Genomic DNA, 14,804 nt, shown 5'->3' on the forward strand with positions numbered 1-14,804 from the left:
CAGTCGGCGGGCCTGCGGCGGGTGCGCAGCGGTTCGTGCCGTCCTCCCAGGACGACCTGGCCCCCTCGGGTGCGAAAGCACGGTTCGAAGCGAACGTCGCCGCGATCCGCCTCGCCCGCGCACTCACCAAGGAAGACAGGACGGCGACGGCCGAGGAGCAGCACGTGCTGGCCCGGTGGTCCTCCTGGGGTGCGATCCCGGAGGTCTTCGACAACGCCAAGTCGGAGTGGGCGGGCGAGCGTACCGAGCTGCGTGAGTTGTTGAGCGACAGCGAGTGGGATGCTGCCGCGCGGACGACGATCAACGCGCACTACACCGACCCGGCGATCGCACGGCAGATGTGGCGCGCGCTCGGCGCGCTGGGGTTGGACAGCGGGCAGGTGCTGGAGCCGGGCTCGGGGGCGGGCACGTTCATCGGACTGGCGCCCGAACAGGCCCAGGTGACCGGGGTGGAGTTGGACCCGATCACCGCGGCGATCAGCCACGGCCTCTACCCCCACGCCACGATCCGTGCCGAGTCGTTCGCTGACACCCGCCTGCCCGAGGGCCACTTCGACGCGGCGATCGGCAACGTGCCCTTCGCCAATGTCAGGCTGCATGATCCGGTGCACAACCCGACGGGTCAGTCGATGCACAACCACTTCATCCTCAAGTCCCTGCACCTGGTCAGGCCGGGCGGGCTGGTGGCGGTACTGACTTCGCACTACACGATGGATGCCCAGAACCCCGGCGCCCGCCGGGAGATGAACGCTCTGGCCGATCTGGTCGGCGCGATCCGCCTCCCCTCTGGTGCGCACCGGCGGGCTGCGGGCACCGAGGTCATCACCGACCTGCTGATCCTGCGCCGCCGCGAAGACGGCCAGCCCCCGGCCGATGACCTGTGGGAGAGGGTCACTCCGATCACCATCGACGGGCAGCGGATCAAGGTCAACGCCTACTTCGATCACCACCCGGAGCACGTCCTGGGCGATATCAGCATTGGGCAGGGCATGTACGGAGGCGACAGCCTCCTCGTCACCGGCGACCTCGACCGGCTCGACGCCGCCCTGGCCGATGCGATCGACCAGGTGACCTTCACCGCCCGCCGTGGCGGGCTGTCGATGACCGCCCGTTCCGCGGTGCAAGAGTCGCGGCGGGCGGCGTTCGTGCCCTCGCCTCCGGAGCTGTGGGACGGCAGCATCACCACCACCGAAGGTGGCGGGTTCGGCACCGTGGCCGCCGGGACCGTCGAGCCGCTACCGGTGCCCAAGTCCGCGGCGAGCGAGCTGCGCGCACTGGTCGGGCTGCGCGATACCGCGATCCGGCTGTTGACACTGGAAGCCGCGAGCGTCGACGACACCGACGACATCGCCACCGCCCGCGAGGAGCTACGCCGCGGGTATCAGAAGTACCTCGGCACCTACGGACCCTTGAACCGGTACACGCTGCGACGCACCGGCCGCACCAATGAGGCCGGGGAGGACACCTACGCGCGGATCGTGCCCACCCCGATCCGGCTCCTGCGAGGCGACCCCTTCGGGGCGCTGGTGATGGCCCTGGAACAGTTCGACGACACCAACCAGAGCGCCACCCCTGCGGCGATCATGACCCGCCGGGTGGTCGCACCGCGCGCCGAAGTCCAGGGAGTGGAGACCCCGGCCGATGCGATCGCGGTCAGCCTGGACAAGACGGGCGGGATCGACCTGGCTCTGATCGCCGACATGCTCGGTATGGGCGAGCCCGAAGCCCGCCAGGCTTTGGAGGGGCTGGTGTTCACCGACCCCGGCACCGACGACCTCATCCACGCCCCGGCCTATCTGTCCGGGGACGTCCGCACCAAACTGGATGCTGCCAAAGCCCGCGCCGCCGACGAGCCCGCGTTCGGGACGAATGTGGAGGCGCTGGCCGGGGTGCTGCCCGAGGCGCTCGGGGTCGAGGACATCACCGCCCGGCTCGGGGCGGTGTGGATCAGCGCGGAGGTCCACGAACAGTTCCTGAACGAGTTGCTGCGCACGAGCGAGGTGCGGGTGGAGAACCCGCTGCCGGGGATGTGGGAGGTCCGCGGCGGACGCCAAGGGCTGCTCGCGACCAGCGAGTGGGGCACCGAACGCCGCCCGGCACCGGACATCGCGCAGGCCGTGATGGAACAACGCACCCTGCTGGTCTACGACGAGGTCGAAGACTCAGGCGGCCGCAAACGCCAGGTCCTCAACCCGCTGGAGACCACCGCGGCACAGGAGAAGGCCGACGCGTTGGTCGAGCGGTTCGCCGAGTGGGTGTGGGAAGACCCCGAACGCGCGGCAGGCCTGGTGACCGAGTACAACCGGCGGTTCAACTCCATCGTGCTGCGCGACTACACCGGCGCTGGCGAGTACCTGTCCCTTCCCGGTCTGGCGGCGACGTTCACGCCCCGCCCGCACCAGCGGGCCGCGGTCGCACGGATGATCGCCGAACCTTCCGCGGGCCTGTTCCACGAGGTCGGGGCGGGCAAGACCGCGGAGATGATCATGGGCGCGATGGAGATGCGCCGGATGGGCCTGATCGACAAGCCCGTGGTCGTGGTCCCGAACCACATGCTGGAGCAGTTCGGCCGCGAATGGCTCCAGATCTACCCGCGGGCGCGGGTTCTTGCCGCCTCCAGCCAAGACCTGAGCGCCGAGAAGCGTCGGCTGTTCGTCGCCCGCGCGTCGGCCAACGAGTGGGACGCGGTGATCCTCACCCAGGGGGCGTTCGCGAAGATCCCGCTGCGGGCCGAGACCCAGACCGCGTACATCCAGGGGCAGGTCGATCAGGTCAAGCAGGTCCTCGACGACGCCCAGGGTGAGGACCGGATGAGCGTCAAGCGCGTCCAACGCAAGCTGCTCCAGCTGGAGAACAAGGTCAAGGCACGCGTCGACACCGGCCGGGACGCCGGGGTGTGCTTCGAGGACACCGGGATCGACTACGTGATCGTCGACGAGATGCACATGTACAAGAACCTCGCCACCGAGTCCAACATCCGCGACGCCTCCATCGAGGGCTCCGCCCGCGCCTCGGACCTGCACATGAAACTGGACTACCTGCGGTCCCAAGGCCGCGAACGCATCGTCACCGGCGCCACCGCGACCCCGATCTCCAACTCGGTGACCGAGGCGTACGTGATGCAGCGCTACCTGCGCCCCGACCTGTTGGAGGCCGCCGGGATCGGGGCATTCGATGCCTGGGCGGCGACGTTCGGACAGACCGTCACGAGCATGGAGATGGCACCGGCCGGGAGTAACACCTTCCGGATGAAGACCCGGTTCGCGAAGTTCTCCAACGTGCCCGAGATGTTGAAGATGTGGTCGATCTTCGCCGACGTAAAGACCGCCGACGACCTCGACCTGCCCACCCCCGACCTTGCCCCACGTGGCGACGGCAAACGCGCCCCGGCCACCGTCGCCGTGCAGCCGACCGTGGAGCTGGAGCAGTTCATTGAGCAGCTCGGCGCCCGGGCCGAGAAGGTTGCCAACAAGAGCGTGTCTCCGGATGAGGACAACATGCTCGTCATCTCCACCGATGGCCGCAAGGCCGCCCTCGATGTCCGCATGATCGTCCCCAACACCCCATCAGGGCCGACGAAGGTCGACGTCGCCGCCGACGCGATCCACCGGGTCTGGGAGCAGACACGCGACCACGAGTACCTCGACACCCTCACCGGACAGCCCTCACCCATCCGCGGTGGGTTGCAGCTGGTGTTCTCCGACATCGGCACCCCCAACGTCGACCGGTGGAACGCCTACGACGAACTCCACGCCCAGCTCGTCTTGCGCGGGATGCCCGGCGAGGCGATCCGGTACATGCACGAGGCGAAAACCGACACCGACAAGGCCCGACTGTTCGCCGCCGCCCGCAACGGCCACATCGCAGTCCTCATCGGCTCAACCGAGAAGATGGGCGTCGGCACCAACGTCCAGAACCGAGCCGTCGCGCTCTATCACCTGGACTGCCCCTGGCGACCGTCCGATATCGCCCAACGCGAGGGCCGCATCCTGCGGCAAGGCAATCAGAACCCCGAGGTCGCGATCGTCCGGTTCGTCACCGAACGATCCTTCGACTCCTACATGTGGCAAGGCGTCGAACGCAAAGCCACCTTCATCGCCCAGCTCATGCGCGGCCGGCTCGACACCCGCGAGATCGAGGAGATCGACTCCACAGCGTTGTCTGCCGCCGAGGCTAAGGCCATCAGCTCTGGCAACCCGCTGCTACTGGAGCACTCCACCATCCAGAACGAGGTCACCCGGCTGCGCCGCCTGGAACGGGCCTACCACCGCAACCAGTCCATGCTCGTCCACACCCGCGACCGCGCTACTGACGATGCTCGCCGCACCGAAGCCGACATCACCGCCCTACAAGCTGCGCTCCCGAGAGTGCGCGATACCTCGGGCGACGGGTTCCGCATCGACCTCGCCGAGAAGAGCTACACCTCGCGGGCCGATGCCGCCCACGCGCTGGCCGAGTGGTCACACAGCTCGGACCTGAAGTGGGCGCCGCGCTACCAGTCCCGTGACTACGGCACCATCGGATCTATCAGCGGCTTCGACATCACCGTGTCCACCCGGCCCGCGCTCGGTGGCGACCTGGTCGTGAATGTCGCGCTGGCCGGGGTACCGCGCAGCGGGTTCATCGTCACCCGCGAGGCGTTCCTCGACGGCGGCGTCGGTCTGATCCAGCGCATCGAGAACCGCGCCTCCGGCATCCCTGCCCTGCTCGACCACGCCCGCGACGACCTCGCCGAAGCCGAGCAAGCAGCCGCCGATGCCGACCAGCGCATCGGACAACCCTTCCGGCACGCCACCGCGCTGGCTCACAGCGAGGAAGACCTCGCCCGCGTCGAGACACAACTGGCCGCGATGCAAGAAGAGACCGACCAACCCTTAGAACCCCAACCAGCACCCGAAGCCGGACCGTCGTCCTCGCCGGCTGACGCGCTGACCGTCGAGGAGGTCAAGGCCCACCGACCAGCCCTCGGCGTCCGTGCCGACCGGAGCCGCACCGCGATCGCACGAGCGGCCGGGGCAGACAGCTCAGCGGTCACGATGCGGCACCGCGGTCCGGCGTTCTGAATCGGACTCCTGCGCTGAGGTCCGTCTTGTGTTCGATCTGTCGGCGCGAAGTGCTCCCGAAGTCGAGCAAGCGGCACGCTGCCCAACCTGCTCGTTCGGCGGGAGATCATTGGGGATGTGAGCGCTCGCCACCACCTCGTCCCGCAGTTCTACCTGCGGAACTTTGCCAACGGCAACCAGCAGCTCGCCCTGGTCGATCGAGCCCGACCAGACCGAGCGATCAGAAACGCGGTCCGCAAGGCATGCTCGGAAGTTGGCTTCTACCGGATCGAGACCGACGTGCTCGCCCGCGAGCAGGACCGAATCGGTCACGACCCCGAGGTGGTCGAGCACCACTTGAGTCAGTTCGAGCGCGCGGCAGCGCCCGCCATTTACAAGTTGATCCGGACCGGCCTCTCGGACTTCACCAAGGAGGACTGGTACCACCTGATCAACCACATCGCGCTCCAGACCGTTCGCGGGCATCGGTGGCGCGAGGACTTCAACGCGGCTGCCACCCATCAGATGCGGCTCCACCTGGGGCAGACCGTCACCGACGAGCAGATCCGTGCCTGGCTTCGTGAGAGCGATCGGCCGATCACCGACGAGGAAGTGAGCGCGTTCCGAGTTGAACTGTTAGGCCCGAAGGGTCCCAGATTGGTTGCGCCCGAAGCGGTGATGGTTCAGGAGAGCCTCAAACTCGCCCTGAGCGGACTTGGGGAACGCCTGGCAGACGGGATGCACTGGACCCTGATCCGCAGCGACGAGGCCCCGGTCCTGACCTCTGATGAGCCAGTCTGTTGGTGGTCGCCGGGCGATGGGCCGGTTGGATATGCGACGGCCAACGTCGTGTGGTTCCCTCTGAGCCCGCGGTTGATCCTGCAACTACGTGACCGAGACCTCGACCAGCGGGCCCTCGGCCTTCCGACGATCGACACTGCCGCCGGGAGAGATGACCTGATACGCCTCATCAACGGTCAGGTCGGAGGTCAAGCGCACCGCTGGATCATCCACCACCCCGATGACCGTCCCCTCGACCGCCTCCAACTGGCACCCCGCACGAAGTGGGGAGATCAACTCGTGAGTTCCACGCATGAAGGAAGTACGCGTCGCGAGCTCTGGTACCACCGCCGCCTGCCCGAACTGGATGACGGAGACTCCACCTCCAGGAAATGATTCGGAGTGCGGCCACGTCGACCGACATGCACCCGCACATGTATCGCCATGTCGGGTACGACCTCGTCGCCCGAGAGTTCCTTCCGTGGTCGCCTCTGTCCCGACGCAACTGGGCAGGCGTGTGGCGGTCACGCGGGTGCACCTACCAGTCGAGAGACAGTCGCGCCCACTGCGGTCTGTCGCCGACGAGGACAGGAGCAGACCGATGGCTATTCGCACGCAGCAGTCTCTGACGGGGTTCATCGCAACCGATCCGCAGCTGACTTACACCGAGAAGGGCGAAGCGCGGTTCTATGCGCGGGTCGGGCAGGAGAACTACCGGCGAGAGACCGACGGGTCGTTCACCAAGCTGGAGCCGGACTTCCACAACCTAGTGATCTACCGCGCCAGCGCCGAGCGCGCCTATGAGCGGTTCGCCAAGGGCGACAGCTTCGTCGCCGAGGGGTACGCCCACGAGTACTCCTACACCCGCGACGGCCAGCAGATCGAGGGTGAGGAGTTCGTAGCCAAGAAGATCGGCCACGACACGGCCCGCACCACCTACGAGGTCGCGCGCACCCGCCGCGAGGAGCCCACCGTCGAGCGGGCTGCCGAACGCGACGGCCCCGCCCGCAACGCCACGGCCCCTTCCGCCGCGAGCAATGCCAGCGCGAGCCGGCAGCCCGCGCTCGGCCTCTGACCCCGAGACCCGACGATGAATGAGCACACACCACCGAAGCCGCCGGACCTGGACGAGCCCGAACCTGACACCCCGCCTCCTTCTGAAAGCGGTCCGGCTGGTGGTGCGCGGGTGCTGGACGAGCCGCCGCACCCGGTGAACTGGAACCTGCTGACCGCCAAGCAGGCCGCGATCGAGTGGCGGGAGCTGAACGCCTGGGTGGACTGGCTGCGCCACGCCTACGGTCTGCCCGCCAGTGTGGTGCCGCCGTTCTGGTACCGCCACCCAGAGTTGGTGTGGGAGCTGTCGGCGCTGCACGTTCATTGGCTGTGTAGCTACGACCCCGAGCAAGACGGGTCCGCGGGGCTGGGGTGGCATCACGACTTCGCCGAAGCGAGGCTCCGGCTGCGCGACTGGGTCGCCGCGTCCGGAACGCGGGTGGACCGTGACCGGCCGACCCGTCAAGCCGTCTGGCCCGGCCAGGACGCTCCCGAGCCGGTCGAGGAGACCGTGATCGCCGACCGGGATGCGGACTTCGTGGCGTTCGTCAACGTCGACCTCGCCCGCCGTCGCGACGCCGAAGAGGCGTACTACGCCTCCCTGATCGCCCACGCCACCGACGGAGACGGTTTCGGTGAGCAGACCGGGCGCTCCGGCTCCGAGGCCGAGTAGGTGCACGGGCGATGGTGCGTTCCTATGACCGCAAGACCGACCGGGCCGGCGCGGACCGGCCGGTGCGGGTCCGGTTCGTCAGACGCGAGGAGATTGATGCCGAGAAGGTCGCCGAGGTCCTCATCCGTCTTGCTCTGCGCGCGGCCGGGGATGGCACCGCCACCGGACGGGCCGGTGAGCACCTCCGCGGTCTGCTCGAACCGCGGCGGTAGACTGGCGGGGTACGAACCACGATCACGGCGCCCACTGGCACCCGACCGTAAGCCCCACTGATGGGGTGTTCTTTTCGCATATCTGACGTGACCGCCACCCCGGCGCCCCAGCCGCCCGACCCTTGTCGGGCCTCTGAAAGGCGGTCACACCGATGACGCTCACCGACCACACCACCGGCCTGGACCTACGCGCCTTGCGCGCCCTGGCCGCCGGCACGACTCGTCGCGCCGACCACAGCGAGGAGCCGCCGGCCGACGGTCTGGTGCCGGCAGTGTCCTACCTGCGGGTCTCGACCAAGGACCAGGCCACCCGCAACGGCCTCGAAGAGGGCCTGTCCATCCCCGCCCAGCGTGATGCCGCCGCCAGGAAGGCCGAGCAGCTCGGCGCGGTCATCGTCAAGGAGTTCATCGAACCCGGCGAGTCCGCCAAGACCGCCAGGCGTCGCGCGTTGCAGGAGATGCTCGACTACCTGGCTGCGAATGCGGTGCAGTACTGCATCATCAACAAGGTCGACCGCCTCGCCCGCAACCGGCTCGACGACGCAATCATCCACGCCACCCTGCGCGGTGCCAACATCACCCTGGTCTCGGTCACCGAGAACATCGACGAGACCCCTTCCGGGATGCTGATGCACGGCATCCTGGCCTCGATGGCCGAGTTCTACTCCCTCAACCTCGCCCAAGAGGTCACCAAGGGCATGGTCCAGAAGGCCACCCTCGGCGGCACCCCCACCAAGGCCCCACTCGGCTACCTCAACGTCCGCACCACCGACGCCAAGGGCCGAGAAGTCCGCGACGTGCAGGTCGACCCCGAGCGTGCCGAGCTGATCCGGTTCGCGTTCACCGCCTACGCAGGCGGCGAGCACTCCCTCTCATCGCTGGCGCGGGAGTTGAAGACCCGCGGCCTGACCACCCGCCCCACACCGTCCCAGCCCGCCCGGCCCGTGACGACCACCGCGTTGCACAAGATCCTGACCAACCCCTACTACCAGGGCACCGTCACCTTCCGCGGCATCACCTACGACGGCGCCCACACCCCACTGGTGGATTCGGAGACCTGGCTGCGCGTGCAGACCCAGCTCGATGCGAAGAACGCCGTCGGAGAACGCCCGCAGAAGTACGACCACTACCTCAAAGGCAACCTCTACTGCTCCTGCGGCGCCAAGCTCATGATCGAACGCCCCCGCGACAAGAACGGCGAACGATACGAGTACTTCACCTGCTCCGGCCGCCGGAAGAAGACCGGCTGCACCCGCTCCGCCGTCCTCGCACCGCGAGTCGAGGACCGGATCGACCGGGACTACGGCACCAACGGCCTCACCACCGCCGAAGCCGAACAGATCGCCTCGGTGCTGCACCATGTGTTCGCCCAGCTCGAAGCCTCCAGCGACGACGAACGCAAGCTCCTCCAGACCCAGCGCGACAAGCTCGACGCCGAACGCCTCAAGCTCGTCCAGGCCCACTACGCCGACGCCATCCCCCTCGACCTGCTCAAGGCCGAACAGGACCGCATCCGCACCAGCCTGGACGCGATCACGAACCGTCTCGACGGCCTCGCGACCACCTACCGCGACGCACACGACGGGCTCGATCAGCTCCTCGGCGTCCTCACCGACCTTGGCGATCTCTACGCCCGATGCGAACCCACTGAACGCCGGATGCTCAACCGCGCCCTCTTCAAGCGCATCGTCGTCGACGAAGACGAGAACATCACGTTCTTCCCCACCGAGCCCGCAGCCACCGTCCTCGCCCACGCTCGCAGCGGTGGGACCACCGAACCCAGCCCGGACGCGAAACTGCCCCGTCATCAGACGGGGCAGGTTTCGAATTTCTCGACTTACGTGGACCTCCGTAGCAGCTTCTCAAACCCCCGGAAGCCGCTCGGATCGCTGATTTCCCGCGTCCTACGGAGATCGCCGGGTCGTCGGCCGCACACTCAGCGTGCTCAGATCGCCGATGGGCGCGGTCCGGTGCGTGAGAATTCGCGTCAGTCTCAAACCCGTTTGAGCGTCTCCAATCGAGCCGAGCTGGTCGCCGGTTACGCCGCTGGTGTGCCCGTGCGCGAGCTGGCGACACGATTCAACGTGCACCGCGGCACCGTGCGGGAGATAGCTCGGGAGGCGGGCTTGGCGGCGCGTCGCCCGGAGTTGCCCGACGCGATCCGAGTGGACGCCGCTCAGCTCTATGCGGGTGGGATGACGCTCGCTCAGGTCGCCGCGCGACTCGGAGTAAGCCATGAGGCCGTGCGCTCGGCGGTGCTCGCGTGCGGCGGGACCATCCGTGTCGGCGGTCGTCGCCGGGTCGGCGCCTGAGTTCTTCACACCTCACCGGATACCTATCGCGTCCACCACGGCCCGCTCTTTTGCGTCGTCTGCTTCGCTGGGCGAGCTGGCGCGCTCGCGACGGGCGGTGACGGACTCGCGGACACGGGCGCGGATTAGGAGCACAGCGCTGACCGGCCCGATCCAGAGCATCTTGAGCATGTTCCAGATCGCCCACAGCACTGCGAGGTGGAGCCATCCGGGTGCGCCGTCCTCGATGAGTTGGACACAGACGTTCGCGATCAGGATGTACGGGACTGCGAGCAGCATCGCGGGGATACCCCACTTCAAGCCGCGTCGGTGAGTTCGGATCGCATCCAGCAGGATGTTGGTGGGCATGTAGCGCCGCAGGAAGTAGCGGGTGTGGACGCTGACGGTCCAGATCAGACGGATCATGGTCTTCCTCTCCATCGCACAGTTAATATGACGAGGCGGTGCGTTGAAGAGTGACCCGAGGGTCTGCCGCGAGCGGCGCATTACAGAGGAGAAATCCGCCTCGAGGCCAAGTCTACGCCTCGGGCCGGACGTGAAGGAAGGGACGGGCGAACTCGCACCGAGCCCAGGCCGATCGCCCGCTGCTGGGTCGCAACTATCGGTAGGAGCTGGGCGCCTTAGACCACTTGGCGCGAGCGCGTTCCATGACCTTGCGGGCGCCGCTGTGGTTCATCCTCCAGCGGGCGACAGCGAGGCTGACGTGGTAGGCATCCGCGGCCTCCTCGTCGGTGGCGTTCGCTCGGGCGAGCCGGAAGGCTCCGTCGTTGGGGATCAGCATCTCCCCCGAGAGCCAGTCGGCTTCGGCTTCTTGGTCGCCGCCCAGCCCACACTTCCTCTCGTCGGAAAGCGAAACGCCGAACTGGTGCTCCAGGACGACGTGGGCGAGTTCGTGGCACATGGTGGTGCGCCGACGAGTCAAGGGCTGAGCATCGTTCTCCAGGATGACCACCCCGCTGCCGTTCGGGATCAGCGCCCCGGATAGTGCGCTCCCGTCCGCTCGTAGGAAGTGGTCGCGCGCCACACCATCGAGGTCGCTGAGCTGGACGACGGGGATGCCGTACTCAGACGCGAAGGCATAGGGGTCGAACGGCGCGTGCGCGTCGAGGCCGATTTCGGTTCGTAGCTCCAACGCGAGGCGCTTCGCCTCGGTCTTGAATCCTCGACGCACGAGTCATCCCTGGGCCCGTGCACGTTCGATGGTCGCGCCGATCACCTGCTGCAGGTACTTGACGTCGGTTTCGCTGAGGTCCTTCCGGGCGCGCAGGAGCGGTGCGAGCTGGGCCATGAGGTCGGGTTCGCGAGTGTCGTCGGCGTCACGTTCTCCCTCGTGCTCGAAGAAGTCCTCGGCCGGGAGTCGGAGCCAGGCGATGATCGTGGCGAAGCCATCGGTGTCTGGCTTGAGGCCGTTGCCGAGCCGGGAGAGCAAGGAGGGGCTCACGCCGATCTCACCGGCCAGTGCTCGCCAGGAGAGTTGGCGCTCTTGACGCGCGGCGTCTAGGGCGGAGTACAGCGCGGCCGTGTTGATCGTGGTTTTGGCCATACCCCCAGTGTGTCACATCTGCGACAGTCCGTCGCCTCCGACACGGAGTGTGTTAGAATTGAAACGCAGCATCGAGTCTAGAACACCGAGGAGGTGAGGAGCATGGCAGGCAAGCGAGGGCGCAGCGCGGTCACGGGTCGGTTCGTGAAGCAGTCCACGGTGAAGCGTCACCCGAAGACCACGACCAACGAGACCACCGGCAAGCGCAGCAAGAAGAAGTAGGCAACGAGCCGCACCTGCTCGACGCAGCAATGTCGGTGGCAGTAACTACGGTGATCGAACGACGAACCAACCAGGAGAACGACTATGAGTGTGACGGACGCCTTCAAGACCTTTCAGGACGTCGTGAACGCTGACATCACACACGTCCGCGAAGCGCGCGCCCGGCGCGATCTCTTCAAGAGTGCCTTCGGCACCGAGGACGATGTGGAGGAAGTCATCGCGTCCGGATCGCTCGCGCGAGGGACGCACAAGGACCCGATCCATGACGTCGATGTGATCGTCGTCTTCGATCAGGACGATCATCCTGAGTGGGGAGCGCCGGGAGGTTCCGCCGCGGACGCTCTCGATCACACGCGCGAGCGTGTCAACGCGCTGCTCGGGGCGACGAACGGCACCTACGACCACGCCGTCCGACTGGCCCGGTGGCGCAACCATGCCGTCAAGTGCTTCCTAGATGACCCTGACGATCCTGACGCTTTCACGGTTGATGCCATGCCAGCACTTCGCCGCGATGGGCGGCTCCTCATTCCTGAAGCACTCTCGGAAGACTGGGTCGCTTGCGACCCCGAGTCCCTGATCGCCGAGGTCGCGGATAGGCACGCACAGTGGAACAAGTTCGCCGGCACTGTTCGGATGCTCAAGTGGTGGGCCGCCGAGCAAGACACCAAGATCAAGTCTCTCGTCATGGAGGTCCTCGCGCTCGACTTCCTGCCGACGGACGTCAACCAGCCCGCTGCGATCAAGCAGTTCTTCGTCAGCGCCTGCTACCACATTGAGGGTGGGAACGAAGTCGCCGATCCTGCTGGGCTCTGTGGACCGATTCAGCCTGACATCGACTACTGCGAGTTCGCCGATTCCCTTGGATCTGCACGAGATAACGCGATCAAGGCCTTCCAGGCACAGGCGAACAACGACACTGCCGCTGCGATTAAGCACTGGGGTGAGGTGTTTGGGGACGACTTCCCGAAGCCTCCCGCCTCCACTGGCAACCCGGCGCCTGCGGTCGTACCAGCGGCGCCCCGACCGGTGAAGGACACTCCGCAGGGATGACTCGCGCAACAGGGCCGGATCGCGGCGCGGGCACCGCGGCGCTCAACCCCGTGCTCTGGACTGAACGTGAACCTGTGCGACTGGCGCGCGACCAAGATGAAGTCCAGGCTTTCGCGCCGTTGCTCGAATACCAGAGTCCAGCAGACGACGGCTTGCCGCACGGCGGATGGATCGGCGTGCTCCCCCGCTGGCCGTTCGAGCGGCCGCAGCCCAATGCTCTCGACGAGCTGCTCGGGGACCAGGAACTGCGGGTGCTCGTCGCCTACTCCGCGGCGCACCCGATGGTGCCGCCGACCATCTACTCCCTCGATCCGGAGCCGTCGATCTGGGAACAGACACAGTCCGCATGGCACGTAGCCCCAGGAGGATCGCTCTGTCTGCTCCAGAGCGATGGCGGCTGGCAGCCCGAAGCCAGCCTCACCGAGCTTCTGGCGAAGGCATCGGGGTGGCGAATCGAGTACGCCCTCATGAAGGCTGGAGTCATCAATGAGATGTCGGTCCATGGCATCGTCTCTGACCCCTCACACGACCACCTGATTGACCGAGCGATTCAGCGAGCAGCTCCAACACCGGACCCGACCGAGGCGGGAGACACAGATGTCTCCCCATAACCCCTACATCGTGATGCCCAGAGACGCGGTCACCAAGATCGCAGGCTCCGACCTGTCGGGCGGATCGCTGGTGCTCCGCCGCGTTCCCGCGGACGATATGTATGTCGTCCAGACCGTGGAAACCGGCAAAGACATCCGTCTTCCAGCCGAAGTCCCACGCGAGTACGCCGCGCTTCGTTCAGGCGACCCTCACCATGCCGCTCAGTGGATCAGGGTGGCACCGAACGACGCCCATCTTCACCATCTCTTCTTGTCCAGACGCCCCGATATCTCCATAGGGTTCAAAGAATTCAGGGAGCTGGTGCCGGGCGTTGGCGATCCCGGCAACCACCTTGGCGTGGTCGTCACTCACGACCCCGATCTTCCACCGGAGCTGGTGGAGGCGGGTGCCTCGGAGTTTGCGGGATGGGCTGTCCGGCGCAGCGGTGTGGAACCTCTCGCTATCGAGATAGAGCCAGAAGTTGTTGGCCTGGCACAGTTGGCTGGCAAGTGGCCGATCGAGCAGCTCGCCGCCAACAGCGTCATGGTCGTGGGCTGCGGCAGCATCGGCAGCGCCGCAGCAGAAGCGCTCGCAGGATATGGAGTCGGACGTGTGGAACTGGTCGACCCGGACCGATTCCTCTGGCACAACATGCTCCGCCACACTCTCGGCGCCGAAAGCGTCGGGCGGTTCAAGGTGGCGGCCATGAAAGATCACCTCGCCCAGCACTGGCCGCAACAGACAGTGCTTGCCCACCGACGCGACGTGGTTGCCGAGGCGCACTACATCCGGCCTATCGTCGACCGCGTCGATCTGGTGCTCTGTGCCGCAGACGGTATTGCTCCCAGGCGTGTCGTCAGCCACCTCTCCAGGCGCGCACGGAGGCCGGCGATCTTGGCGTGCGTGCTCGACAATGGCTCGATCGGAGAAGTCATCAGGCTGCGACCAACACCCCGGTTCGGATGTCTCCTCTGTCTACGGCAGCAGCTTGCAGATCAGGGAGCGATGGACGCTGAGGCGGATCAGGAGTTGGATTACGGCACCGGGCGCGTCCACCAGCCAATGACGGCTGTGCCGCCTGATCTCCGATACATCGGCACGTTCGCCGCAAAAGTAGCGATCGCGACACTGCTGGAATCGCTTCACGGTGACCACACCCAGCAGGTTCCCGGCGAACACGCCATCATCGGTCTTCGACCAGCAGGTGACCTCGCAGCCCCTTTCGACCTCAGCCAAGCCGGCGATGTTCGGTGGTCGTCCATTCCCAGACCTCGTGCATCGTGCCCGACCTGCTCGCCAGGATGACAGGTCGAAGAGAGGTGCCTC

12 protein-coding genes are annotated in these 14,804 nt (G+C 66.7%); 9 read left to right on the forward strand and 3 right to left on the reverse strand.

Going from position 1 to position 14,804, the window contains the following annotated elements; translation table 11 throughout:
• Positions 1-35 precede the first annotated feature (35 nt).
• The 6 genes from IEW13_RS09150 (at position 36) to IEW13_RS09175 (ending at position 10,072) form a co-directional block, all read left to right on the forward strand.
• A complete protein-coding gene (locus tag IEW13_RS09150; protein WP_229745048.1) occupies positions 36-5,063 on the forward strand; it encodes a helicase-like domain-containing protein in 5,028 nt (1,675 codons plus the stop codon).
• 117 nt (positions 5,064-5,180) lie between these two features.
• Positions 5,181-6,218 carry a DUF4238 domain-containing protein gene (locus IEW13_RS09155; RefSeq protein ID WP_188550636.1) on the forward strand — a complete coding sequence of 346 codons (1,038 nt, stop codon included), beginning with the start codon at positions 5,181-5,183 and terminating at the stop codon, positions 6,216-6,218.
• 205 nt (positions 6,219-6,423) lie between these two features.
• Positions 6,424-6,897, forward strand: coding sequence for a single-stranded DNA-binding protein (locus IEW13_RS09160; protein ID WP_188550637.1), 474 nt, complete (start codon positions 6,424-6,426; stop codon positions 6,895-6,897).
• 15 nt (positions 6,898-6,912) lie between these two features.
• Positions 6,913-7,548 carry a hypothetical protein gene (locus IEW13_RS09165; RefSeq protein ID WP_229745049.1) on the forward strand — a complete coding sequence of 212 codons (636 nt, stop codon included), beginning with the start codon at positions 6,913-6,915 and terminating at the stop codon, positions 7,546-7,548.
• A gap of 11 nt (positions 7,549-7,559) precedes the next feature.
• Positions 7,560-7,760 (forward strand): hypothetical protein, encoded by a 201-nt coding sequence (locus IEW13_RS09170; protein WP_188550638.1) that lies wholly within the window; start codon positions 7,560-7,562, stop codon positions 7,758-7,760.
• A 152-nt stretch (positions 7,761-7,912) separates the two neighbouring features.
• Positions 7,913-10,072 carry a recombinase family protein gene (locus tag IEW13_RS09175; protein WP_229745050.1) on the forward strand — a complete coding sequence of 720 codons (2,160 nt, stop codon included), beginning with the start codon at positions 7,913-7,915 and terminating at the stop codon, positions 10,070-10,072.
• 12 nt (positions 10,073-10,084) lie between these two features.
• On the opposite strand, the gene IEW13_RS09185 is transcribed toward IEW13_RS09175, so the two are convergent.
• From IEW13_RS09185 to IEW13_RS09195, 3 genes are all read right to left on the reverse strand, one after another.
• Positions 10,085-10,477, reverse strand: a complete 393-nt coding sequence (locus IEW13_RS09185; protein WP_188550639.1) for a hypothetical protein — start codon at positions 10,475-10,477, stop codon at positions 10,085-10,087.
• 193 nt (positions 10,478-10,670) lie between these two features.
• Positions 10,671-11,243 carry an ImmA/IrrE family metallo-endopeptidase gene (locus tag IEW13_RS09190; protein ID WP_188550640.1) on the reverse strand — a complete coding sequence of 191 codons (573 nt, stop codon included), beginning with the start codon at positions 11,241-11,243 and terminating at the stop codon, positions 10,671-10,673.
• Positions 11,244-11,246: 3 nt separating this feature from the next.
• A complete protein-coding gene (locus tag IEW13_RS09195; RefSeq protein WP_188550641.1) occupies positions 11,247-11,615 on the reverse strand; it encodes a helix-turn-helix domain-containing protein in 369 nt (122 codons plus the stop codon).
• Positions 11,616-11,921: 306 nt separating this feature from the next.
• Here IEW13_RS09195 and IEW13_RS09200 point away from each other — a divergent pair, with 306 nt between their 5' ends.
• From IEW13_RS09200 to IEW13_RS09210, 3 genes are read left to right on the forward strand one after another with little or no spacing between them, the layout of a single operon-like run.
• Positions 11,922-12,887, forward strand: coding sequence for an SMODS domain-containing nucleotidyltransferase (locus IEW13_RS09200; RefSeq protein ID WP_188550642.1), 966 nt, complete (start codon positions 11,922-11,924; stop codon positions 12,885-12,887).
• Positions 12,884-13,498 (forward strand): ubiquitin-conjugating enzyme family protein, encoded by a 615-nt coding sequence (locus IEW13_RS09205; RefSeq protein WP_188550643.1) that lies wholly within the window; start codon positions 12,884-12,886, stop codon positions 13,496-13,498. The genes IEW13_RS09200 and IEW13_RS09205 overlap by 4 nt, the downstream gene beginning before the upstream one ends.
• Complete coding sequence (locus tag IEW13_RS09210; RefSeq protein WP_188550644.1) at positions 13,485-14,783, forward strand: HesA/MoeB/ThiF family protein; 1,299 nt, start codon at positions 13,485-13,487, stop codon at positions 14,781-14,783. Before IEW13_RS09205 ends, IEW13_RS09210 begins: the two co-directional genes overlap by 14 nt.
• Positions 14,784-14,804 lie beyond the last annotated feature (21 nt).

Source organism: Sediminivirga luteola (assembly GCF_014639315.1).
GTDB lineage: Bacteria > Actinomycetota > Actinomycetes > Actinomycetales > Brevibacteriaceae > Sediminivirga > Sediminivirga luteola.